Source organism: Pseudomonas sp. LBUM1666 (assembly GCF_059695775.1).
Genome location: NZ_CP166789.1, coordinates 950,542 through 971,337, shown reverse-complemented (window position 1 = coordinate 971,337; position 20,796 = coordinate 950,542). Strand labels below are relative to the sequence as shown.

Annotated in this window: 25 protein-coding genes; 15 read left to right on the top strand and 10 right to left on the bottom strand. The window is 59.3% G+C overall.

Annotated features, from left to right (window positions below; translation table 11 throughout):
* Positions 1 to 72: 72 nt before the first annotated feature.
* The 4 genes from ACA056_RS04295 to ACA056_RS04280 form a co-directional block, all read right to left on the bottom strand.
* Entirely contained in the window at positions 73 to 975 is a 903-nt protein-coding gene (locus ACA056_RS04295; RefSeq protein WP_497270731.1) for an alpha/beta fold hydrolase, read from the bottom strand.
* The gene (locus ACA056_RS04290; RefSeq protein ID WP_462004040.1) at positions 975 to 1,757 is read right to left on the bottom strand and encodes a class II aldolase/adducin family protein; all 783 of its coding nucleotides are present in this window, start codon (positions 1,755 to 1,757) and stop codon (positions 975 to 977) included. Before ACA056_RS04290 ends, ACA056_RS04295 begins: the two co-directional genes overlap by 1 nt.
* Positions 1,758 to 1,888: 131 nt before the next feature.
* Complete coding sequence (locus ACA056_RS04285) at positions 1,889 to 2,575, bottom strand: LrgB family protein (protein WP_056743013.1); 687 nt, start codon at positions 2,573 to 2,575, stop codon at positions 1,889 to 1,891.
* Positions 2,565 to 2,951 carry a CidA/LrgA family protein gene (locus ACA056_RS04280; protein ID WP_033057893.1) on the bottom strand — a complete coding sequence of 129 codons (387 nt, stop codon included), beginning with the start codon at positions 2,949 to 2,951 and terminating at the stop codon, positions 2,565 to 2,567. Before ACA056_RS04280 ends, ACA056_RS04285 begins: the two co-directional genes overlap by 11 nt.
* Before the next feature lie 96 nt (positions 2,952 to 3,047).
* Between ACA056_RS04280 and ACA056_RS04275 the strand changes: the two genes are divergently transcribed.
* On the top strand, positions 3,048 to 3,944 hold the full coding sequence (locus ACA056_RS04275; protein ID WP_497270728.1) for a LysR family transcriptional regulator: 897 nt from the start codon (positions 3,048 to 3,050) through the stop codon (positions 3,942 to 3,944).
* On the opposite strand, the gene ACA056_RS04270 is transcribed toward ACA056_RS04275, so the two are convergent.
* Positions 3,925 to 4,380, bottom strand: a complete 456-nt coding sequence (locus ACA056_RS04270) for a flavodoxin (protein WP_497270726.1) — start codon at positions 4,378 to 4,380, stop codon at positions 3,925 to 3,927. The genes ACA056_RS04275 and ACA056_RS04270 overlap by 20 nt on opposite strands.
* 154 nt (positions 4,381 to 4,534) lie before the next feature.
* On the opposite strand from ACA056_RS04270, the gene ACA056_RS04265 reads away from it, so the two are divergent.
* Both ACA056_RS04265 and ACA056_RS04260 read left to right on the top strand, forming a co-directional pair.
* The gene (locus ACA056_RS04265) at positions 4,535 to 5,011 is read left to right on the top strand and encodes a PAS domain-containing protein (protein WP_497270724.1); all 477 of its coding nucleotides are present in this window, start codon (positions 4,535 to 4,537) and stop codon (positions 5,009 to 5,011) included.
* A gap of 54 nt (positions 5,012 to 5,065) precedes the next feature.
* The gene (locus ACA056_RS04260) at positions 5,066 to 5,671 is read left to right on the top strand and encodes a hypothetical protein (RefSeq protein ID WP_497270722.1); all 606 of its coding nucleotides are present in this window, start codon (positions 5,066 to 5,068) and stop codon (positions 5,669 to 5,671) included.
* A gap of 1 nt (position 5,672) precedes the next feature.
* On the opposite strand, the gene ACA056_RS04255 is transcribed toward ACA056_RS04260, so the two are convergent.
* A complete protein-coding gene (locus tag ACA056_RS04255) occupies positions 5,673 to 6,632 on the bottom strand; it encodes a MerR family transcriptional regulator (RefSeq protein WP_497270720.1) in 960 nt (319 codons plus the stop codon).
* A gap of 211 nt (positions 6,633 to 6,843) precedes the next feature.
* Here ACA056_RS04255 and ACA056_RS04250 point away from each other — a divergent pair, with 211 nt between their 5' ends.
* The 7 genes from ACA056_RS04250 to ACA056_RS04220 all read left to right on the top strand — a co-directional run bounded on the left by ACA056_RS04250 (position 6,844) and on the right by ACA056_RS04220 (position 11,334).
* Positions 6,844 to 7,413, top strand: a complete 570-nt coding sequence (locus tag ACA056_RS04250) for an antibiotic biosynthesis monooxygenase (protein WP_497270718.1) — start codon at positions 6,844 to 6,846, stop codon at positions 7,411 to 7,413.
* Between the two features lie 169 nt (positions 7,414 to 7,582).
* The gene (gene folM, locus ACA056_RS04245) at positions 7,583 to 8,293 is read left to right on the top strand and encodes a dihydromonapterin reductase (protein ID WP_497270716.1); all 711 of its coding nucleotides are present in this window, start codon (positions 7,583 to 7,585) and stop codon (positions 8,291 to 8,293) included.
* A gap of 22 nt (positions 8,294 to 8,315) precedes the next feature.
* Entirely contained in the window at positions 8,316 to 8,891 is a 576-nt protein-coding gene (gene folE / locus ACA056_RS04240; protein ID WP_414908472.1) for a GTP cyclohydrolase I FolE, read from the top strand.
* A 2-nt stretch (positions 8,892 to 8,893) separates the two neighbouring features.
* Positions 8,894 to 9,265 carry a dihydroneopterin triphosphate 2'-epimerase gene (gene folX / locus ACA056_RS04235; protein ID WP_497270714.1) on the top strand — a complete coding sequence of 124 codons (372 nt, stop codon included), beginning with the start codon at positions 8,894 to 8,896 and terminating at the stop codon, positions 9,263 to 9,265.
* A gap of 68 nt (positions 9,266 to 9,333) precedes the next feature.
* Positions 9,334 to 9,630: a DUF1244 domain-containing protein gene (locus ACA056_RS04230; RefSeq protein WP_008150700.1), complete on the top strand. Its 297-nt coding sequence runs from the start codon at positions 9,334 to 9,336 to the stop codon at positions 9,628 to 9,630.
* Entirely contained in the window at positions 9,623 to 9,961 is a 339-nt protein-coding gene (locus ACA056_RS04225; RefSeq protein ID WP_497270712.1) for a HopJ type III effector protein, read from the top strand. The genes ACA056_RS04230 and ACA056_RS04225 overlap by 8 nt, the downstream gene beginning before the upstream one ends.
* Before the next feature lie 122 nt (positions 9,962 to 10,083).
* Complete coding sequence (locus ACA056_RS04220) at positions 10,084 to 11,334, top strand: 2-aminoadipate transaminase (RefSeq protein ID WP_497270710.1); 1,251 nt, start codon at positions 10,084 to 10,086, stop codon at positions 11,332 to 11,334.
* A 134-nt stretch (positions 11,335 to 11,468) separates the two neighbouring features.
* Here the strand turns inward: ACA056_RS04220 and trxB are convergent, their stop codons facing one another.
* A complete protein-coding gene (trxB, locus tag ACA056_RS04215; RefSeq protein ID WP_123365291.1) occupies positions 11,469 to 12,431 on the bottom strand; it encodes a thioredoxin-disulfide reductase in 963 nt (320 codons plus the stop codon).
* A 316-nt stretch (positions 12,432 to 12,747) separates the two neighbouring features.
* Here trxB and cysZ point away from each other — a divergent pair, with 316 nt between their 5' ends.
* Positions 12,748 to 13,500 (top strand): sulfate transporter CysZ, encoded by a 753-nt coding sequence (cysZ, locus tag ACA056_RS04210; protein ID WP_415757910.1) that lies wholly within the window; start codon positions 12,748 to 12,750, stop codon positions 13,498 to 13,500.
* A gap of 40 nt (positions 13,501 to 13,540) precedes the next feature.
* Positions 13,541 to 14,740 carry a glycosyltransferase family 4 protein gene (locus tag ACA056_RS04205; protein WP_497270707.1) on the top strand — a complete coding sequence of 400 codons (1,200 nt, stop codon included), beginning with the start codon at positions 13,541 to 13,543 and terminating at the stop codon, positions 14,738 to 14,740.
* Between the two features lie 119 nt (positions 14,741 to 14,859).
* Here the strand turns inward: ACA056_RS04205 and ACA056_RS04200 are convergent, their stop codons facing one another.
* The 3 genes from ACA056_RS04200 to ACA056_RS04190 all read right to left on the bottom strand — a co-directional run bounded on the left by ACA056_RS04200 (position 14,860) and on the right by ACA056_RS04190 (position 17,212).
* The gene (locus tag ACA056_RS04200; RefSeq protein ID WP_076028629.1) at positions 14,860 to 15,963 is read right to left on the bottom strand and encodes an NADH:flavin oxidoreductase; all 1,104 of its coding nucleotides are present in this window, start codon (positions 15,961 to 15,963) and stop codon (positions 14,860 to 14,862) included.
* Positions 15,964 to 16,119: 156 nt separating this feature from the next.
* Positions 16,120 to 16,602 carry a glutathione peroxidase gene (locus ACA056_RS04195; protein WP_134421995.1) on the bottom strand — a complete coding sequence of 161 codons (483 nt, stop codon included), beginning with the start codon at positions 16,600 to 16,602 and terminating at the stop codon, positions 16,120 to 16,122.
* Between the two features lie 124 nt (positions 16,603 to 16,726).
* A complete protein-coding gene (locus ACA056_RS04190; protein WP_007901600.1) occupies positions 16,727 to 17,212 on the bottom strand; it encodes an FKBP-type peptidyl-prolyl cis-trans isomerase in 486 nt (161 codons plus the stop codon).
* Here ACA056_RS04190 and ACA056_RS04185 point away from each other — a divergent pair.
* From ACA056_RS04185 to yihG, 3 genes are all read left to right on the top strand, one after another.
* A complete protein-coding gene (locus ACA056_RS04185) occupies positions 17,181 to 17,519 on the top strand; it encodes a DUF3565 domain-containing protein (protein WP_497270704.1) in 339 nt (112 codons plus the stop codon). The genes ACA056_RS04190 and ACA056_RS04185 overlap by 32 nt on opposite strands.
* Before the next feature lie 218 nt (positions 17,520 to 17,737).
* A complete protein-coding gene (gene pta, locus ACA056_RS04180) occupies positions 17,738 to 19,837 on the top strand; it encodes a phosphate acetyltransferase (protein WP_497270702.1) in 2,100 nt (699 codons plus the stop codon).
* Positions 19,838 to 20,746 (top strand): 1-acylglycerol-3-phosphate O-acyltransferase, YihG family, encoded by a 909-nt coding sequence (gene yihG / locus ACA056_RS04175; protein ID WP_497270700.1) that lies wholly within the window; start codon positions 19,838 to 19,840, stop codon positions 20,744 to 20,746.
* Positions 20,747 to 20,796: the final 50 nt, after the last annotated feature.

Genomic DNA, 20,796 nt, shown 5'->3' with positions numbered 1-20,796 from the left:
GTCAGGCACGGCGATGCGGGTCACAATGAACTGGGGTGAGGCTGAATGGTGCGCGATAAGGCAGGGGGATAATCAGGAACAGGCAACCTTGCGCGGCGGTGAAACCAGCTGATCGCGAAACTCCAGATAATGCTTGAGCACCTGCCCCGGTGCCTCGGTTTGAGGGTAGTGGCCAATACCGGGCAACAAGACCGTGTCCGGGTTCGGGATCAGCTCCCGATAACGCTCGACCATGTGCGCGCCGGAAATCGGATCGACCTCACCATCGATCACCCGCAACGGCACTTCACCACGCTGCATCGCGCTGACCCAACGCTCGCGCTGGGCACGCCGCTCAGGGATGTAGGCGATCAATTTGTGCATGATCCGTGGCCCGTGATTGCTCTCGATCAGGCTCCAGAAATCATCCATTTCACTCTCGGAGGGACGGCTCTGCGGACCGAAGACCTGCCGGAAACTCTTCACCAGGCCGTCACGGGAAAAGGCTCGCCCGATCATCCAGCCCAAAGGGCTGAGCAGGAGTTTTTGCATCAGTACCGGACGATGGGTTTCAGGAAAGAGGCCGCCATTAAGGAACACACAGCTGGCGATATGGATGCGCGCTTCGTAATGCCGGGCCAACAGTTCCTGAGCCACGCTGTCGCCATAATCGTGGGCCAACAGGTGCACCGGCTGCTCGACCTTCACATGTTCCAGCAAGGCCTGTTGCAGATCGGCCTGCTCCAGCAGGCTGTATTCGTGGTCCACCGGTTTGGCTGAGTCGCCAAAGCCGAGCATGTCGCAGGCAATCACCCGATAGCGCTGGGTCAGCGGCTGCCACAGGAAATGCCAGTCCCAACTGGCGGTCGGGAAGCCATGAATGAGCAACAGTGGCTCACCCTGCCCGGCCGTCCAGTATCGGATGGTCTGGCCACGGAAGATGAACGTCTGGCCGCGTTTGCGCCAGACACACAGAGGGATCTCGGCGAGTGCCATTAGAGTTTATAACCCGGGTCTTGTTTATCGAGTTTGCGCAGCAATGCTGGCCAGGCCAGTGCGCCGCCCATCCCTTGAGCACTTTTGGTAACGCCGGCGATCATTGCCTTCGCGCCCGCCAGAATCTGCGGTTCGATGGCGATCAACTCCGCGCCACCGTTCTGCGCCAGCACCTGGATATCGCAGGCGCGCTGGAAGGTAAACATCATCAGGAACGTATCGGCGATGGTCGCGCCGCAGGTCAGCAGACCGTGGTTGTGCAGCATCAGGAAATTGTTTTCGCCGAGGTCGGCTTGCAGTCGCGCCTTCTCTTCATGGTTAAGCGCAACACCTTCGTAGGCGTGATAAGCCAGGCTGGACAGGACAAACAATGATTGTTGGCTGATCGGCAAAATGCCTTGTTTCTGCGCCGACACCGCGACACCCGCCGCTGTATGGGTGTGCAGCACGCAGACGACATCGTGACGAACCTCGTGCACCGCGCTATGGATGGTGTAACCGGCGGGGTTGATCTCGTAAGGGCTGTCCATCAGCTTGTTGCCGGCCTGATCGACCTTGACCAGGCTGGACGCGGTTATCTCGTGGAACATCAGCCCGAACGGGTTGATCAGAAAGTCTTCGGTACCGGGGACCTTGGCCGAGATGTGGGTAAAAATCAGGTCATCCCAGCCATGCAGGGCGACCAGACGATAACAGGCGGCAAGATCGACGCGGGTCTGCCACTCGGCGGCACTGACTTGGTCTTTGACACTGTGTGGCGATTGGACGGGGGTTACGCTCACGACAAGGAACTCCTGTTCTTATTATTTTGCTCACGTGAATCAGTCTAGCCAGCCCCCGAGCTTCGTGTAGTTGCATTGGCAGCCAGCTTGATGGCCTAGCGAGTCAGTACGCCAATGAACGTGGATCCATGTCAAAGTACTGCCGCCAACAAGGGTGCGGCGAACAGATTCAGCAACCCCGTCAGAACCATGACTAACCCCGCCACCGAGCCCTCTTCGCCCCCCACTTCATGCGCTCGACTGACCCCTGCACCGTGCGCGCCGACACCAAACAGCGCCCCTCTAGCCAAGGCACTGCGCAGGGGCAACCACTTGAGCAAAATGCCACCGAGCATCGCCCCGAACACCCCGGTGAACATCACAAATACCGCGGTCAGTTCCGGTACGCCGCCCAGGTCCTGGGCCAGCGGCATGGCAAAAGGCGTGGTGATCGAACGCGGCACCAGCGACATCGTCACCGAACTGTCCAGCGCCAGCGCCTTGGCCAACCCGAACGAACTGCCGATAGACGCCGCGCTGCCCGCCAGCATCCCAAGCAATAACGCCGACCAATGCCGCATCAGCATCTGCCGCTGTTGCCAGATCGGCACTGCAAACGCGACGGTAACCGGCCCCAGCACCAGCATCAGCCAATGGGTGTTGCTCGAGTATTCGGCATACGCGGTGTGCAGCGGCACGGCGAGCGCCAACAAAAGAGCCGGGACCAGAATCAGTGGCGACAGTACATAGCGCCCAGTGCGACGGTAAATCCAGCGGCTGAATAAATAAGCCAGCAGCGTGAAGGCCAGCCAGAACATCGGCATCAGCTCAAGCTTCACGAGACCTCCTCAACCGCACCACCAGTTCTACGGTAAATGCGGTCACCAGCATCACCATCAGCGTGCTGACGCCGATCACCAGCAAAATTCGCCAACCATCGCTGCGCAGCAGGCCGCCGTAATCGAGCAGGCTCATGAGCGCCGGAATGAAGAACAACAGCATCTCGGCCATCAACAGGCCGGCGCCCATTTGCAGCGCTGCCGGTTTGACCACACCCAAAGCGAACGCCAGCAGCAACAGCACCATGCCGATGACACCACCGGGAATCGGCCAGGCAAACCACACGGCCATCTGGCAGCCGAGCAGATAGATGGCCAGCAGCACCGCTAATTCGGTCGCCAGTCGAGCCAAGCTTTTTAAGGTTGATGCGTTCATGTCTTCGGTCCTCACAGGTGCTCATTTTACGGAGCGGGCTGCTATACCCGAAGCGAATTGTTAGACTCGAAGCCATTCCAAAATGGAATCAGGCAGATGGAATTCAAACAGCTACGCAGTTTCGTCGAGGTCATGCATCAGGGTGGCTTTACTCAGGCCGCCAAGACTTTGCACATCAGTCAATCGGCGGTGAGCAAACAGGTCGCTCAGCTGGAACAGAGCCTCGGCACTGCGTTGCTCGAACGGCAGGGTTCGCAGCTGCGCCTGACGGCCGCCGGCAGCGTGGTCCTTCTACGGGCCGAAGGCATGTTGCGGCTGCGCAACGAACTGCTCAGTGAGCTGGATGACTTGAGCCAACTGGCCCGCGGGGAATTGCGTCTGGGATTGCCGCTACTGGGCAGCGACGCGCTGTTCGCCGGACTGTTCGCCGAGTACCGGCGACGCTACCCCAACATCAGCATTCAATTGCTTGAGGGCGGTAGCCTGAACATCGAACAGGCCGTTTTGAGTGGTGAGCTGGAACTGGGTGGCAGCCTGTTGACGAGGGATCCGCAGTTCGCCTTCCAGCCTTTCTGCGACGAACCGCTGGACGCCCTGCTGCCGGCCGATCATCCGCTGGCGTCGAAGACGGTGATTGGGCTGGAGGAGTTGGCCGACACGCCATTCCTGTTGTACCAGCGCAGCTTCGTGCTCAACGACCGTTTGCTGCAAGCCTGCCAGCAGCTGGGGTTTACGCCGAAGGAAGGCGGTCGCAGCGGCCAGGCTGACTTTCTTGCGGCGCTGGTGGCTGCCGGTCAAGGTGTGGTGCTCTTGCCGCGCGTGGTGGCACGCGGGCTGGTGCGGCCAGGCGTGGTGCGCCTGACCTTGAACGCACCGGATTATCTGCGCTGGGATATCGCCTTCATCTGGCGTCAGGGCGCGTACTTGTCAAAAGCCGCGCAAGCCTGGCTCGCCTTACTACGCGAGCGACCGGTCAGCCCCGCAGAGCGCTGACCAACTCCGCCAGCCAAGGCTCGGCGTCGGTTTCCGGCGTCACGCTTTCGCTGGCGTCCAGGCGCAGCATGGGCAGGACTTCGCGTAGGCCCAATTCGCCGAACAATTCGCGCATTTGCTCGCCGCCGCCGCAAAACGTGTCGCCGTAGCTCGCATCGCCCAGACCAATCACGACGCCCGGCAAGCCACGCCAGGCAGCAGGCAACTGGTCACGAATGGCGAAATACAACGGTTGCAGGTTGTCCGGCAACTCGCCCATGCCGGTGGTCGAGGTCACCGCCAGGAAGGCTTCGGGGCCAAAGGCCTGAACATCGGCGAGGCTCGCACGCGGGTTGTGAAAGGTTTCGAAACCTGCGGTTTTCAAAATATTAGCGGCGTGGCGGGCGACTTCTTCAGCCGTGCCGTACACCGAGCCGGAAAGGATGGCGACTTTCATCAATCTGATCCTGAAGCTGAGTAAAAAGACGGGGGATATTAACAGCCGTGGCAAAAAAGCTGCGATTGACTCTCAATTAACGCTGATGGCCTGTAGACAGTATTCAGTGTTCTTCTAGAATGCAGCGCTCAATCAAATTGGAAAGGACTCTCCGATGATTAACGCCCAACTGCTGCAAATGGTGATCAACGCTTCCAACGACGGCATCGTGATTGCCGAAAAGGAAGTCGAGCAGGACAACATCCTGATTTACGTCAACCCGGCATTCGAACGCCTGACGGGTTACACCAGCGAAGAAATCCTCTACCAGGATTGCCGTTTCCTTCAGTCCGGGGACCGCGACCAGGAAGCTCTCCCGTTGATTCGCGAGGCCTTGAGCAGTGGCGGTTCCTGCCGGGAAATCCTCAGGAATTATCGCAAGGACGGCACGCCGTTCTGGAACGAGTTGTCCCTTTCGACGGTGAAGAACCCGAATGACGGACAGACTTATTTCGTTGGTGTGCAGAAAGACGTCACTATTCAGGTGAAGGCGCAGCAGCGAGTTGCCCAGCTGGAGGCGCAATTGGCTGAGGTCCAGGCCGAGCTTGCCGCACTAAAAGCGACGAACGGCGAAAACAAAACGAAGAATTGATTGTCATTAACTACAATCACCAGTGACTTTGTAACTATTTCTGTCGAGCAGATCATGCAACGCGACGCACTCCTGACTCAGGATGAGCTGGATTTTATCCAGACCATGCAACACAACCCGCAACTCAATATGCGGGATGCGACGTCGAGCCTGCTCGTCAACGGTGGTTCACAGATCCGTGACTTGCTCACGCGCCTTGCCGCTCATGAGCAAGTCACCATCCAGGCCAACTTCGAAAATCAGCAAATGACTTTCCCGCTGCACCTGGTGGAAGACGAGTTTCACGCGATGCATTTACGCCTTGGTGTCCCCAGCATCTATGAAGACGGACCGATGGTCCGGCCATGGCGCCTGGTACTCGAAGAACCGGTAGCGTTGGAAAATGCCAATGGCCGGCCCGGTACGATGTGGGTGCACGAAGTGTCGTTCAAAGGGGTCTTGCTGGAAGTTCGCAACAAGACCAAACCGCCCAAACATTTCGCCTTGTGGTTCAGCCCGTCTGGCTACGAGCGCATCGCGTTGCGCGGCACCTTCGAGAAAGAAACCGAGAACGGCTTCTTTGCCTATCAGTTGAATCAGGGTGACAAGGACGAAACCGAGCGTCTGCGCCAGTACATCCTTCAACAGCATCGGCTGACGCATCCGGCCATGCATCTCTGATTCAAGTGTCCAGGTTGCCTGTCAGGAACTGTTTCAGACGCTGACGCATCACCAATCCCTCGTTACCCAGACATCCAATCGACGAGCCAGCCAGGTTCTCCTGCACCAGATTGGATGCATCTCCCGCCAGCATCAACTGACAATCCAGGCTCAAGGCCAGGCGCTTCAATCGCCGTGGCAACTCGGGCACAGGCGCCTGATTGGAAAACAGCACCAGCGCCTGAGCCTTGATCCGCTCGCAGACCAGGGTCAATTCGTCGAATGGCTGACCGATAGCCAACACTTGAATAGCCGAATCGACACTGCTCAGAAACAGCGCCGTTACCAGCACTTCGAGTTCACGACACTGATCGTTCAAGGCGCAGACAATCACCCGTCGCGGCTGCATGACACGCACCAGCAGCAGGCGTTGCAACACTCGAGAACGCAGAAAACCATCCAGAAAAAGCCACTCGCTGCTCTGACTGAACGCTTCCTGGCGCCGCAGCAATTGCTTCCAGAGCGGAAGCAAAATGTCCTGAAACACGACAGTCAGGGGATAACTGGAAAAGATCTGTCCATAGACCTGCTCCAGTTGAACCTCGTCAAAGGCATTCACCGCGGCCTGAACTTGCTGCTGCCATTGCGTGTAGTCAGCTTGCACGAGTTCATTCGGGATGATGTGCGACAGCGCCTGAAGCGGCGCAATCCTGGCCAGTATCTTGCCGACTTTACTGACAGCAACGCCGCGTTCGATCCAGCCAAGGATACTGCGGACCCGATCGATATCGGTCATCGAATACAGACGATGCCCACTTTCGGTGCGCGCTGGCTGTATCAGCCCATAGCGGCGTTCCCATGCGCGTAGCGTGACCGGGTTGACCCCGGTCAGGCGCGCCACTTCGCGTATCGGAAACAGTTCTTCCTGCTCGAGAGGAAGACCGGGCTGCAACCCAGGGAAAACGTCAGTCAGCACAGGCATTTTATAGGTCTACGTCCATGTATAAATTGGATCCCATTCCACCTCCCCCGCCCCCATACCCTTCAAGACGTTGATGGCGACGAATGTCACTGACGTTCCAGGCAGAATCAGGAATAATCCTTGCTTGTTCCAAGACGCAGCCCACCACCCCGGCGCTGCGCCTGGCGAAACTCCTATCCGGAGTGACGCGATTGTCATACGGAGATACACAATGTCTACCTCACCCGTCACGCTGATGGTTGCGCGCCGCGTCGCCGATGGGCGCTATCAAGACCTGATCGCCTGGTTGCACGAAGGCGAACAACTGGCCACCGATTTTCCCGGCTATCTCGGTTCTGGTGTGCTCGCTCCGCCACCCAACGATGACGAATTCCAGATTATCTTCCGCTTCGCCGACGGGCAGACGCTGCATGCCTGGGAGCATTCTGTATCGCGCACCGCATGGCTGGCACGTGGCAGTGACTTGTTTGCCCATCCAACGGAACATCGTGTCAGCGGCATCGAAGGCTGGTTCGGCGCAGCCGGCCAGCGCCCACCACGCTGGAAACAGGCCGTGGCGATCTGGCTGGCATTCTTCCCGGTTTCCCTGCTGTTCAACTTTGTCCTCGGGCCGTTGCTGAATGACATGGGTCTGCTGAGCCGGGTGTTCATCAGCACCTTGTGCCTGACCCCGCTGATGGTCTACTTCTTCATTCCGCTGTCGACCCGCCTGCTGGCCAGCTGGCTGAACACCACACCGCAACGGCCCCTGCCCGCCGCACCCACTCCTCAAAACCACTAATTTCCATGTGGGAGCGAGCCTGCTCGCGATGAGGCCATAACATTCAACATCTTTGTTGGCTGTAATACCGCCATCGCGAGCAGGCTCGCTCCCACAGGGAAAGCCCCACGATAGGTGAATGCCGCCGTGCGCTGGTATAGTTTTGCTCTTACCGCGACGCGAGCCGTTCATGACCTCTTTCGTAGCTCCAATCCTCATCACCGGTGCCGGCCAACGTGTCGGCCTGCACTGTGCGCAGCGTTTGCTCGAGGATGGCCAGCCGGTGATCTTCAGCTACCGCAGTGAACGCCCCGGCGTGCAAACCCTGCGCGACCTGGGGGCGACCGCGGTGTTTGCCGACTTCTCCACTGAAGCCGGAATCTTCGCGTTCATCAGCGAACTGAAAAACCACACCGACAGCCTGCGGGCGATTGTCCATAACGCCTCCGAATGGCTGGCCGAAACCCCGGACACCGACGCCGCAGCCTTCACCCGCATGTTCAACGTCCACATGCTGGCGCCCTACCTGATCAATCTGCATTGTGTCGACTTGCTGCAACGCTCAAGCCCCGCCGACATCGTGCACATCAGCGATGACGTGACCCGCAGAGGCAGCAGCAAGCACATTGGCTACTGCGCCAGCAAAGCCGGGCTCGACAGCCTCACCCTGTCCTTCGCCGCGAAATACGCGCCGACAATCAAGGTCAACGGTATCGCGCCAGCCCTGCTAATGTTCAACCCCGACGACGACGCGGCGTACCGCGCCAAGGCACTGGCCAAGTCCGCGCTGGGTATCGAACCCGGCTGCGAAGTGATCTACCAGAGCCTGCGCTATTTGCTCGACAACCCTTATGTCACCGGCACGACCCTGACCGTCAACGGCGGACGGCACATCAAATAAGCGGCCCCCGCGAGGATGTTCCATGACGTTATCCCTGCCCCAGAACGCCCTGTCCCAGAGCTATCGCGAGATCCTCATCGGCCTCGGTGAAAACCCTGACCGCGAGGGCCTGCAAGACACCCCGGCTCGCGCGGCAAAAGCCATGCAGTACCTCTGCCATGGTTACGAGCAAAGCGTCGAAGAAATCGTCAACGGCGCGCTGTTCGCGTCCGACAACGATGAAATGATCATCGTCGACAACATCGAGCTGTACTCGCTCTGCGAACATCACATGCTGCCCTTCATCGGCAAGGCGCATGTGGCTTATATTCCAACGGGCAAAGTGCTGGGCCTGTCGAAGATTGCGCGACTGGTGGACATGTTCGCCCGTCGCCTGCAGATCCAGGAAAACCTCACCCGGCAGATCGCCGAGGCGGTGCAACAGGTGACCGACGCGGCCGGTGTCGCGGTGGTCATCGAAGCCAGGCACATGTGCATGATGATGCGCGGCGTCGAGAAACAGAATTCGACCATGAACACCTCGGTGATGCTCGGCGCCTTCCGCGAGTCGAGCAATACCCGCCAGGAGTTCCTGCAATTGATTGGACGGAGCAAGTAGCAATGCCACAACTTCAACCAGGAACGGCACGCATCCGGGTCAAGGACCTGTGCCTGCGGACCTTCATCGGGATCAACGAGGATGAAATCCTCAACAAGCAGGATGTGCTGATCAACCTGACCATCCTGTATGCCGCTCAGGAAGCGGTGCGTGACAACGACATCGATCACGCGCTGAATTACCGCACCATCACCAAGGCGATCATCGCCCACGTGGAGGGCAATCGCTTCGCTTTGCTCGAGCGCCTGACTCAGGAAATTCTCGACCTGGTCATGGCCAACGAGTTGGTGTTGTACGCCGAGGTCGAAGTCGACAAGCCCCACGCCCTGCGTTTCGCCGAGTCGGTGTCGATTACCCTGGCCGCGAGCCGCTGACCGCGTCTGGCGCATTGTTCGTCAGACTTTTATCATCCGCGCCACGAATTGATTGCACAGAGCCCGCCATGACCGATCAACAACGCCTGGAACTCGAAGCCGCCGCCTTTCGCCGGCTGGTCGCCCACCTGGACAGCCGCAAGGACGTGCAGAACATCGACCTGATGAACCTCTCCGGTTTCTGCCGTAACTGCTTGTCCAAGTGGTACAAGGCCGCTGCCGATGAACGCCAGATCGAGGTCAGCCTCGATGACGCCCGCGAAGTGGTTTACGGCATGCCGTACGCCGAGTGGAAAGCCCAATACCAGCAAGAAGCCAACGCCGAACAACAAGCGGCGTTTGCCAAAGGAAAACCCAATGAGTGATTTGAACACCCTGCGCACTAGCCTCAAGAGCGGCGAACACGTTTTTGCCGACACCCTGGCCTTCATCGCCGCCGGCTACGACTATCAGCCTCAGGCTTTCAACAACGGCGGCGTGGAAAACGCAGCCGGGCAGAATGAAGGCTCGTGCAAGACCCTGGGTCTGGCACTGCTGGAAGGCTTGAGCGATGAAGAAGCGCTGTTGGCGTTCGGCGAGCATTACCGTTCGGTGGTGGCGACGCCTGAGGGCAGCGATCACGGCAATATTCGTGCGCTGATTGCTCATGGATTGGCCGGTGTGAAGTTCACTCAACAGCCGCTGACTCGCCGCTGATTCAACACCTCCAAACACATCCCGACTTTTAAGATTGACCCGGCAACTTTATTTCGTTTGCCGGGCACCGCTGCTCACGGCTTAGATAAAAAGAAGCATCCCTTCTTCAGAGTCGGTCATCCATGAGCAGCGAAACCATCAGCCAGTCGATCAACATCGTTCATCCCGTCACGCTCAGCCACGGTAAAAATGCCGAGGTCTGGGACACCGAAGGCAAACGCTACATCGACTTCGTCGGCGGCATCGGTGTTTTGAACCTCGGCCATTGCCATCCGCGCATCGTCGTGGCCATTCGCGAACAAGCCACGCGCCTGACCCACTACGCGTTCAACGCCGCTCCGCATGCGCCCTACATCGAACTGATGGATCGTCTCACCGCGTTTATTCCGGTGGACTACCCGGTCAGCGGCATGCTCACCAACAGCGGTGCGGAAGCGGCGGAAAACGCCCTGAAGATCGTGCGTGGCGCCACCGGTCGCACGGCCGTCATCGCCTTCGACGGCGCCTTCCATGGCCGCACCCTCGCCACGCTCAACCTCAACGGCAAAGTCGCGCCTTACAAACAGAAGGTCGGTGTGCTGCCCGGTCCGGTGTTTCACTTGCCATACCCGAGCAAAGACAACGGTGTGACCTGCGCTGAGGCATTGAAGGCCATGGACCGCCTTTTCAGCGTCGAGATCGACGTCGACGACGTCGCCTGTTTTATCGTCGAACCGGTGCAGGGCGAAGCGGGTTTCCTGGCGCTGGACGTGGAGTTCGCCCAGGCGCTGCGCCGCTTCTGTGATGAAAAAAACATCTTACTGATTGCTGATGAAATCCAGTCCGGCTTCGGTCGCACTGGTGAGCGTTTTGCCTTCTCGCGACTGGGCATTGAGCCGGATTTGATCCTGCTGGGCAAAAGTATTGCCGGCGGCGTGCCGCTGGGTGCGGTGGTCGGGCGCAAGTCGCTGCTCGACACCTTGCCCAAGGGCGGACTGGGCGGCACCTATTCAGGCAACCCGATTGCCTGCGCCGCGGCACTGGCAACCCTGGACGAGATGACCGATGCGAACCTGCACGCCTGGGGCTCGCAACAGGAAGAAGCCATCGTCAGCCGCTACGAGGCCTGGCGCGCCAACAAGCTTTCCCCGTTTCTGGGCCGCCTGACCGGCGTTGGCGCGATGCGCGGCATCGAGCTGCTCAATACCGACGGCACACCGGCATCGGCGCAGTTGACGCAGCTGCTGGCGTTGGCACGAGACGCCGGTTTGCTGCTGATGCCAAGCGGCAAATCGCGACACATCATCCGGCTTCTGGCGCCGTTGACCACTGAGGCGGCGGTGCTGGAAGAAGGGCTGGATATTCTTGAAGCCTGCCTGATGAAGCTGGCCTGAAAAAACCGGTCCTGGCCCAGGACACTGCCCAAACCTGTGGGAGCGAGCAGGCTCGCCCCCACAGGTTTTTTGATCGACCACTAAATCGCGGCACAAAAAAACCGGCCAAGGCCGGTTTTTTCATCGCTACGAAATCAGAACGAAGCGTTCTGCAGATCGTCGAGGTAGCGCTCGGCGTCCAGTGCCGCCATGCAACCGGCGCCGGCCGAGGTGATGGCCTGACGGTAAACGTGATCAGCCACGTCACCGGCAGCAAAGATACCTTCGAGGCTGGTGGCAGTGGCATTGCCGTCACGGCCGCCCTGCACAACCAGGTAGCCGTCTTTCAACGTCAGCTGACCTTCGAACAACGACGTGTTCGGGGTGTGGCCGATGGCGATGAACACGCCGTCGACTGTCAGCTCGTCGAAGCTGCCGTCGTTGTTCTTCAGGCGGGCACCGGTCACGCCCATGTTGTCGCCCAGGACTTCGTCCAGAGTCGAGTTCAGCTTCAAGACGATTTTGCCTTCGGCAACCCGGGCATTCAGCTTGTCGATCAGGATCTTCTCGGCGCGGAAGGTTTCGCGACGGTGGATCAGGGTGACCTTGCTGGCGATGTTGGCCAGGTACAGCGCCTCTTCAACAGCGGTGTTGCCGCCACCGACCACAGCCACTGGCTTGTTGCGGTAGAAGAAACCATCGCAAGTCGCGCAGGCCGAAACACCTTTGCCCATGAACGCTTCTTCCGACGGCAGACCCAGGTAACGAGCGCTGGCGCCGGTGGCGATGATCAGGGCGTCGCAGGTGTAGGTCGCGCTGTCGCCGGTCAGGGTGTACGGCTTGGCAGCGAAGTCCACGGCATTGATGTGATCGAAGACGATTTCGGTTTCAAAGCGCTCGGCGTGCTCTTTCATGCGGTCCATCAGCGCCGGGCCGGTCAGGCCGTGGACGTCGCCAGGCCAGTTATCGACTTCGGTGGTGGTGGTCAGTTGACCGCCGGCTTGCATGCCGGTGATCAGCAGAGGCTTGAGGTTGGCACGGGCGGCATACACCGCGGCGCTGTAACCGGCAGGGCCGGAACCGAGAATAATCACTCGCGAATGACGGACTTCAGACATGACCTGCTCCTGTTGACCGGCCCTAAACATCTGGCGCGGAACGCCGGGTTGCCGGCGGGAATAAAAAAGGACCGTTGAAAGCACTTGGGGAAGGCTTGAGCTCGACAGTCCTGTAAAAAGTATGGGGTGCAGCGTATCGAGGGGGCGAAGATTAAGGAAATACGGTTTAACAATCCAGCTCATAGGCGGTCTCTATCCCATCACCATGGATACATAGGCGCCTTTGTTACAGTTAATGTCGATGCTGCTACCGCGCTTTCACCCGTCAGGCAAAGCCGGTAAGGTCGGCGCGTTTCCCCTTTGCTCGGAGCACGTTATGCCCGCCCCCGTTCTGTCCGGCCCGCAATACCTGCGCGAAGGCCTCAAGCTGGTCCTGAGTCCAAGCCTGCGTTTGTTTGTGCTGTTGCCCCTGGTGATCAACCTGGTGCTGTTCGTCGGATTGATCTATCTGGCCAGCCATCAATTCAGCCTGTGGGTCGATACATTGATGCCGTCCCTGCCCGACTGGCTGAGCTTTCTCAGTTATGTCCTCTGGCCGTTGTTCGTGGTGCTGGTGGTGTTGATGGTGTTCTTCACCTTCACCATGCTCGCCAACATCATCGCTGCACCATTCAATGGCTTCCTGGCGGAAAAAGTCGAAGTCGTTGTGCGCGGCACTGACGACTTCCCGTCCTTCAGTTGGGGCGAACTGATCGAAATGATCCCCCGCACCCTGGCCCGGGAAATGCGAAAGCTCGGCTACTTCCTGCCGCGCGCCATCGGGTTGTTCATCCTCTCGTTCATCCCGGTGGTGAACATCATCGCTGCGCCGCTGTGGCTGCTGTTCGGGGTGTGGATGATGGCGATCCAGTACATCGACTACCCGGCGGACAACCACAAACTCGGCTGGAACGAGATGCTCGCCTGGCTGCGCGAGAAGCGCTGGCAGAGCATGAGTTTCGGCGGCAGTGTTTATCTGGTGCTGCTGATTCCGGTGGTCAACATCCTGATGATGCCGGCCGCCGTGGCGGGTGCGACCTTGTTCTGGGTGCGTGAACGCGGCGCGGAAAACCTGGTGGTCCAGCGCTGATTCGGTCACAAATTCATCATCCCACCGTCACACTGACGACATGGCCTCAGTCGACACTGAGGTCATGACGACAGCTCTGCATATCACTCTGATCACCGAAACCTTCCCTCCCGAAATCAACGGAGTGGCCAATACCCTCGGCCGCTTGTACGACGGCTTGCGCGCGCGCGGGCATCAGGTGGAATTGGTGCGACCGCGTCAGGGTTGCGATCAGCAGTTGGGCAGCGACGATGCGTTGTTGCTGTGTCGGGGCTGGCCGTTACCGGGTTATCCCGGCTTGCAATGGGGTCAGTCGTCGATGCACAAGCTGCTGCGGCGCTGGAAGCGTCATCGGCCGGACGTGCTGTACATCGCCACGGAAGGACCGCTGGGATTGTCGGCGTTGCGCGCGGCACGACGCTTGGGGATTTCGGTGGTCAGTGGTTTCCACACCAATTTCCAGCAGTACTCCAGTCAGTATGGGCTTGGACTGCTGACGCGATTGCTGACCCACTACCTGCGCTGGTTTCACAATCGTTCGACGCTGACCCTGGTGCCGAGCGTGAGTCAAAGAATGGAACTGGAGCGCCGGCATTTCGAGCGCCTGGCGTTGCTGTCGCGTGGGGTCGACAGCCAGTTGTTTCACCCGACCAAGCGGCTGACGTCGCTACGCGAACAGTGGGGTTTGGCCGACAGTGACATTGCCGTCATCCATGTAGGTCGCCTGGCACCGGAGAAAAATCTCGGCTTGCTCAAGCGCAGTTTCGAAAGGCTGCGTATGACTTATCCACAGAAAAACCTGAAGCTGATCGTGATCGGCGACGGCCCGCAACGAGTGGTTCTGGAGAAAGAACTGCCCGAAGCGATTTTCTGTGGCTCACAACGCGGCGAAGCCTTGGCCAGTCACTATGCGTCGGGGGATGTGTTTCTGTTTCCAAGCCTGACCGAAACTTTCGGCAACGTGGTGCTTGAGGCACTGGCTTCGGGTTTGGGGGTGGTGGCCTACGATCAGGCAGCAGCGGCTCAGCACATTCGCCATGGTTACAACGGCGTACTGGCGATGCCGGGGGACGAAGAGGCGTTTTGCGATGCGGCGTGCTGGCTGCTGGAGGAACGCGAAACCTTGCGCTGCGTGCGGCTCAATGCGCGCCAACATGCGAGTCGTCAGGGCTGGGCAGCGATTATCGAGCAATTTGAAGGGCAGTTGCGCGGGGCTTGTTTCAGAGAGCAGTTGGTTCCGAATGCGCCGACTTTACCCTGAATCTTCGGTGGTTTTGAGTCAGCCATCGCGAGCAAGCTCGCTCCCACACTGGATTTGTGTACGACGCAGAACCACTGTGGGAGCGAGCTTGCTCGCGATGGCGTCCTTCCAGTCGCCGCTTAAACCAGGGTCATCAACGCCTCACGGCTGAACGGCAGGATGTCTTCTTCACGGCCGTCACGCACTTTCTGCGCCCAGTCCGGGTCCACCAGCAACGCACGTCCTACCGCCACCAGATCGAACTCATCATTGTTCAAACGCTCCAGCAGTTTTTCCAGACTGGCCGGCTGCGCGATCTTGTCGGTGTTGACCATGAACTGCAGGAACTCGCCGTCCAGGCCGACGCTGCCCACGGTGATGGTCGGTTTACCGGTGAGCTTACGGGTCCAACCGGCCAGGTTCAGCTCGGAACCGTCGAACTCCGGCTCCCAGAAACGACGCGTCGAGCAGTGGAAAATATCCACGCCGGCGTCGGACAGCGGCTTGAGGAATTCACCCAGTGCCTCCGGGGTTTGCACCAGACGCGCGGTGTAATCCTGCTGCTTCCATTGAGAGAAACGGAAAATAATCGGGAAGCCTTCGCCGACCGCAGCACGCACCGCCTGGATCAGTTCAATGGCAAAACGCGAACGGTTAGCCAGGCTGCCGCCGTATTCGTCGGTGCGCTGGTTGCTGCCTTCCCAGAAAAACTGGTCCACGAGGTAGCCGTGGGCACCGTGAATTTCCACGCCGTCCATGCCGATGCTCTGGGCATCTTTGGCGGCCTGGGCAAATGCGGCGATCACGTCCTGGATATCTTGCTGGGTCATGCCGTGAACCACGACCTGACCGTCCTTCAATTTCTCCGACGGACCGTAACCCGGCACGCTGGCATCCGGCTCGGTGCCGATGCGGCGCACGCTGCCGACATGCCACAGCTGCGGAACGATCTTGCCGCCTTCAGCATGAACCGCGTCGACCACTTTCTTCCAGCCGGCCAGCGCTGCTTCACCGTAGAAATGCGGCACGTTCGGGTAGCCGTTGGAAGCCTTGTGGCCGACGGTGGTGCCTTCGGTGATGATCAGGCCAACACCCGCAGCGGCGCGACGACGGTAGTACTCGATCACTTTGGAATTGGGAACGCCACCCGGCGAAAACGAACGGGTCATCGGCGCCATGACGACGCGGGTCGGCAGTTCGAGGGTGCCGAGGTGGAACGGTTTGAACAGGGCTTTGACGGGCATGGGACGCTCCACGAAAACAGTATCGACGGGACAGAAGTTTTATGACGGCGATAATATGCGGAGCGGCAAGCGATGCACAGCACTATTGATTGCGGTGATTAAGGTTAAAAAGGCAGGCATAAAAAATCGCAGCTCGGTGGCTGCGATTTTTTTGGTTCAGCTCAGCGCTTTTTCGATCGCATGAACGACAGACGGATCATCCGGCGCCGTGCGCGGCGAGAACCGCGCCAGCACGCGACCATCCTTGCCCAGCAGGAATTTTTCGAAGTTCCAGGTAATGTCACCGGGAAATTCAGCACCCTCGCCCGCCAGCAGACGGTACAGCTGATGACGATCATGACCGTTGACTTCCAGCTTGCTGGACAACGGAAAACTCACGCCGTAGTTGAGGCTGCAAAACTCCTGGATCTCTTGCTCGGTACCCGGTTCCTGCCCGGCAAACTGGTTGCACGGCAGGCCCAGTACGCTGAAGCCCTTGTCCTTGTATTGCTGGTAGAGGTTTTCCAGCGCCGCGTACTGTGGGGTCAAGCCGCATTTGGAGGCAACGTTGACCACCAGCACGACACGCCCCTTGAAAGGCGCCAGCGGTAGCTCCTGTCCATCCAGGGCTGTCAATTTAAGGTCGTGAAAAGCACTCATGACGAACTCCAAATTCCCGTGTTCTTCTCGAAACAGCCACTTGGCGGTGTCACCAAGGACAGCCGCGGACTAAAAAAGGCGCCCCTCGGGCGCCTCTCCAGTTCTCTGAGCTTAGCGCAGAAAATCAGTGGTGATGGCCACCTTCGCCATGGACGTGACCATGAGCGATTTCTTCCTGGCTGGCGTCACGGATGTCGATGATCTTGACCTGGAAATTCAGGCGCTGACCGGCCAACGGGTGGTTGCCGTCGACGGTGACATCGTCGCCGTCCAGATCGCGAATGGTGACGATCTGCATCTGGCCGTCCGGAGCGGATGCGTGGAACTGCATACCCACTTCCAGTTCGTCGACGCCTTCGAACATGCTGCGGCTCAACGTGCTGACCAGTTCGGCAGCGTATTCGCCGTAGGCATCTTCAGGTTCAACGGCTACGGTCAGCTCGTCGCCGACCGCTTTGCCTTCCAGTGCCTTTTCCAGGCCCGGGATGATGTTACCTGCGCCTTGCAGGTAGACCAGCGGCGCGCCGCCGGCGGAGCTGTCGATGACCTCACCAGCGTCGTTGGTCAGGGTATAGTCGATGGAGACAGCCTTATTGGCGGCGATCAGCATGGGGCGAGACCTTTTGCAAAAGAATGAAGAATGGCCAAGTTTAGCGAAGCAATCGCCCGAAAGCGAACACAACCCGGACAGACGGGTGACGGCGAAAGGCTCGACGGTCACAGGCTTCCATCAAGATGAGGACGGGCACTGGGTGGCCGAGCTTTCCTGCGGTCACACCCAGCACCTGCGCCACCAGCCACCGTGGCAATCGCGCGCCTGGGTCCTGGACTCCACGCAACGTACTGAAAAAATAGGCCAGCCCTTTGATTGCGGTTGGTGCGCACAAGGCTCGGTTAGCGCTAACCTTGGCGACTGAAATTCGGTAGATCGTCAGACATAGATGATCGCCTGGCGGCCCGTACGGCCTTTGCGTCAGATCAAATTCGGATGCCTGAAGTCCATAGCCAAGGCGCTGTGACGAGTCATAGCTCGCTATGGGGAGGAACAGCAACGCAGGATATGGATTTCAGGCGCCGAATTTGACTGACAGCAAAGGCCACACGGGCTGCCCACATGCACCTCCAGAGAATTCGCATGCAAACTTTTTTTATCGCGCCCACCGATTTTGGTGTGGGTCTGACCTCCATCAGCCTCGGGCTGGTGCGTACCCTTGAGCGGGCTGGCCTCAAAGTCGGCTTTTTCAAACCGATTGCCCAGCCGCATCCGGGCGACACCGGGCCTGAACGGTCCACTGAACTGGTGGCGCGCACTCACGGTTTGAAACCGCCTCAGCCGCTTGGTCTGGCGCACGTCGAGCGCATGCTCGGCGACGGTCAGCTGGACGAGTTGCTCGAAGAAATCATCACCCTCTATCAGCAGGCTGCCGTCGGCAAAGACGTGCTAATCGTAGAAGGCATGGTTCCGACCCGCAGCGCCAGCTACGCCGCGCGGGTCAATCTGCATTTGGCGAAAAGCCTCGACGCCGAAGTGATCCTGGTCTCGGCACCGGAAAACGAAGTGCTGACCGAACTCTCCGGCCGAGTGGAATTGCAGGCGCAATTGTTCGGCGGTCCGAAAGACCCGAAAGTCCTCGGAGTGATCCTCAACAAAGTCAAAACCGACGAGAGCATGGAGGCCTTTGCCTCGCGCTTGAAAGAGCATTCGCCATTGCTGCGCAGTGGCGATTTCCGCCTGTTGGGTTGCATCCCGTTCCAGCCGGAATTGAACGCCCCGCGCACTCGCGACGTCGCCGATCTGATGGGCGCGCAAATTCTCAATGCCGGTGATTACGAGACCCGGCGCATGACCAAAATCATCATCTGCGCCCGCACCATGCGCAACACCGTGGAGCTGCTCAAGCCCGGCGTGTTGGTGGTAACCCCCGGTGATCGCGACGACATCATCCTCGCCGTCAGCCTCGCGGCCATGAACGGCGTGCCGCTGGCCGGCCTGTTGCTGACCAGCGACACCCTGCCCGACCCGCGCATCATGGACCTCTGTCGTGGCGCGTTGCAGGCTGGCCTGCCGGTGTTGTCGGTGAGCACCGGTTCCTACGAGACTGCCAACCAGTTGAACGGTTTGAACAAGGAAATCCCGATCGACGACCGCGAGCGCGCGGAGATCATCACCGACTTCGTCGCCAGCCACCTCGACGCCAAGTGGCTGCACCAGCGCTGCGGCACGCCACGGGAAATGCGCCTGTCGCCCGCCGTGTTCCGTTATCAATTGATCCAGCGCGCCCAGGCTGCCAACAAACGCATCGTCCTGCCCGAAGGAAGCGAGCCGTTGACCGTGCAAGCCGCAGCGATCTGTCAGGCGCGTGGTATCGCCCGTTGCGTGTTGCTGGCGAAACCGGAAGACGTCGAAGCCGTCGCACGTGCTCACGATATCGAGTTGCCGCCAGGGCTGGAGATTCTCGACCCGGACCTGATTCGCGAGCGCTACGTCGAGCCGATGGTTGCCCTGCGCAAAACCAAAAGCCTCAACGCGCCGATGGCCGAGCAGCAACTGGAAGACACCGTGGTGATCGGCACCATGATGCTGGCGCTGGATGAAGTCGACGGCCTGGTGTCCGGGGTCATTCACTCCACCGCCAACACCATCCGCCCGGCCCTGCAGCTTATTAAAACGGCGCCGGGTTGCACGTTGGTATCGTCGGTGTTCTTCATGCTCTTCCCCGAGGAAGTGCTGGTCTACGGCGACTGCGTAATGAACCCGCACCCGAGCGCCAGCGAACTGGCCGAGATCGCGCTGCAAAGCGCCGACTCGGCAGCCGCCTTCGGCATCACCCCGCGCGTGGCGATGATCAGCTACTCCAGCGGTGAATCGGCCAGCGGCGAAGAAGTCGAGAAGGTGCGCGAAGCGACATTGCTCGCCCACGAACAACAAAACTCGCTGCTGATCGACGGCCCATTGCAGTACGACGCCGCCGCCAATGAAACCGTCGCCCGGCAACTGGCGCCGAACAGCCAGGTCGCCGGGCGCGCCACAGTGTTCGTGTTCCCCGACCTGAACACCGGCAACACCACCCACAAAGCCGTGCAGCGCAGCGCCGACTGCGTCAGCCTCGGGCCGATGCTGCAAGGCCTGCGCAAACCGGTGAACGACCTGCCGCGCGGCGCGCAAGTCGACGACATCGTCTACACCATCGCGTTGACCGCGATTCAAGCTGCCAACCGACCTTTGGATCTCTAAATGCTGGATTCTCTACCTGCCCCCCTGCGAGGCGTAATTGCCTCGCTGCTGTTGGCACTGAACACGATTGCCTGCTGCACACCGCTGTTCATCGTCGCGATTTTCAAACTGCTATTGCCCTTCCCCGCCGCCCAGCGTTTTACCGATTGGCTGATGAGTCATATCCACGAAGCCTGGATCAGCAACAACAAGGCCTGGATGGACTTGCTCGGACACACGCGCTGGAAACTCAGCGGCCTGGAAGGTCTGGACTATCAGCACTCGTATTTGATCACCAGCAACCACCAGAGCTGGGTCGACATCATGGTGTTGCAATACGTGCTGAACCGGAAGATTCGTCCGCTGAAGTTCTTCCTCAAACAGGAACTGATCTGGGTACCGGTGATTGGTCTGGCGTGGTGGGCGCTCGGCTTTCCGTTCATGAAGCGCTACTCCAAGGCCTACCTGGAAAAGCACCCGGAGAAGAAAGGCAAAGACCTGGAAACCACCCGCAAGACCTGCGACAAGTTCCGCCATAACCCGGTGGGGATTTTCAACTTCGTCGAAGGCACGCGTTTCACCGAAGGCAAGCATGCCCAGCAGAAATCGCCGTTCCGTCACTTGCTCAAACCGAAGGCTGGCGGCATTGCATTTGTGCTGGATGCCATGGGGGAGCAGCTGGAAGCCATCGTCAACGTGACCATTCACTACCCGGCCGGGCGTCCCGGTTATTGGGATTTGCTCTGTGGGAACGTGAAGGATGTGGTGGTGCATTTTCAGGAGTTGAAGATTCCGCCGCAATTCATTGGCAAGAACTACGATCAGGACGGCGAATATCGCTTGCAGTTTCAGGGCTGGATCAACCAGTTGTGGCAGGACAAGGACGCGTTGCTTGCGCAGATGCACCGCGAGTATCCCGCCAAGTCTTGAGGTGCCTGTACTGGCCTCATCGCGAGCAAGCTCGCTCCCACAGTGGATCT

Excerpts from the sequence above, each read along its gene's own strand:
- ACA056_RS04250 (WP_497270718.1), top strand. The coding sequence starts at position 6,844 with ATGTCTACCTCACCCGTCACGCTGATGGTTGCGCGCCGCGTCGCCGAT.
- ACA056_RS04190 (WP_007901600.1), bottom strand. The coding sequence starts at position 17,212 with ATGCTGATCGCCGCCAATAAGGCTGTCTCCATCGACTATACCCTGACC.
- ACA056_RS04225 (WP_497270712.1), top strand. The coding sequence starts at position 9,623 with ATGAGTGATTTGAACACCCTGCGCACTAGCCTCAAGAGCGGCGAACAC.
- ACA056_RS04230 (WP_008150700.1), top strand. The coding sequence starts at position 9,334 with ATGACCGATCAACAACGCCTGGAACTCGAAGCCGCCGCCTTTCGCCGG.
- ACA056_RS04185 (WP_497270704.1), top strand. The coding sequence starts at position 17,181 with ATGGAGACAGCCTTATTGGCGGCGATCAGCATGGGGCGAGACCTTTTG.
- ACA056_RS04270 (WP_497270726.1), bottom strand. The coding sequence starts at position 4,380 with ATGAAAGTCGCCATCCTTTCCGGCTCGGTGTACGGCACGGCTGAAGAA.
- ACA056_RS04220 (WP_497270710.1), top strand. The coding sequence starts at position 10,084 with ATGAGCAGCGAAACCATCAGCCAGTCGATCAACATCGTTCATCCCGTC.
- yihG (WP_497270700.1), top strand. The coding sequence starts at position 19,838 with ATGCTGGATTCTCTACCTGCCCCCCTGCGAGGCGTAATTGCCTCGCTG.
- pta (WP_497270702.1), top strand. The coding sequence starts at position 17,738 with ATGCAAACTTTTTTTATCGCGCCCACCGATTTTGGTGTGGGTCTGACC.
- ACA056_RS04265 (WP_497270724.1), top strand. The coding sequence starts at position 4,535 with ATGATTAACGCCCAACTGCTGCAAATGGTGATCAACGCTTCCAACGAC.
- ACA056_RS04255 (WP_497270720.1), bottom strand. The coding sequence starts at position 6,632 with ATGCCTGTGCTGACTGACGTTTTCCCTGGGTTGCAGCCCGGTCTTCCT.
- folM (WP_497270716.1), top strand. The coding sequence starts at position 7,583 with ATGACCTCTTTCGTAGCTCCAATCCTCATCACCGGTGCCGGCCAACGT.
- trxB (WP_123365291.1), bottom strand. The coding sequence starts at position 12,431 with ATGTCTGAAGTCCGTCATTCGCGAGTGATTATTCTCGGTTCCGGCCCT.
- ACA056_RS04280 (WP_033057893.1), bottom strand. The coding sequence starts at position 2,951 with ATGAACGCATCAACCTTAAAAAGCTTGGCTCGACTGGCGACCGAATTA.
- cysZ (WP_415757910.1), top strand. The coding sequence starts at position 12,748 with ATGCCCGCCCCCGTTCTGTCCGGCCCGCAATACCTGCGCGAAGGCCTC.
- ACA056_RS04295 (WP_497270731.1), bottom strand. The coding sequence starts at position 975 with ATGGCACTCGCCGAGATCCCTCTGTGTGTCTGGCGCAAACGCGGCCAG.
- ACA056_RS04195 (WP_134421995.1), bottom strand. The coding sequence starts at position 16,602 with ATGAGTGCTTTTCACGACCTTAAATTGACAGCCCTGGATGGACAGGAG.
- ACA056_RS04205 (WP_497270707.1), top strand. The coding sequence starts at position 13,541 with ATGGCCTCAGTCGACACTGAGGTCATGACGACAGCTCTGCATATCACT.
- ACA056_RS04275 (WP_497270728.1), top strand. The coding sequence starts at position 3,048 with ATGGAATTCAAACAGCTACGCAGTTTCGTCGAGGTCATGCATCAGGGT.
- folX (WP_497270714.1), top strand. The coding sequence starts at position 8,894 with ATGCCACAACTTCAACCAGGAACGGCACGCATCCGGGTCAAGGACCTG.
- folE (WP_414908472.1), top strand. The coding sequence starts at position 8,316 with ATGACGTTATCCCTGCCCCAGAACGCCCTGTCCCAGAGCTATCGCGAG.
- ACA056_RS04260 (WP_497270722.1), top strand. The coding sequence starts at position 5,066 with ATGCAACGCGACGCACTCCTGACTCAGGATGAGCTGGATTTTATCCAG.
- ACA056_RS04200 (WP_076028629.1), bottom strand. The coding sequence starts at position 15,963 with ATGCCCGTCAAAGCCCTGTTCAAACCGTTCCACCTCGGCACCCTCGAA.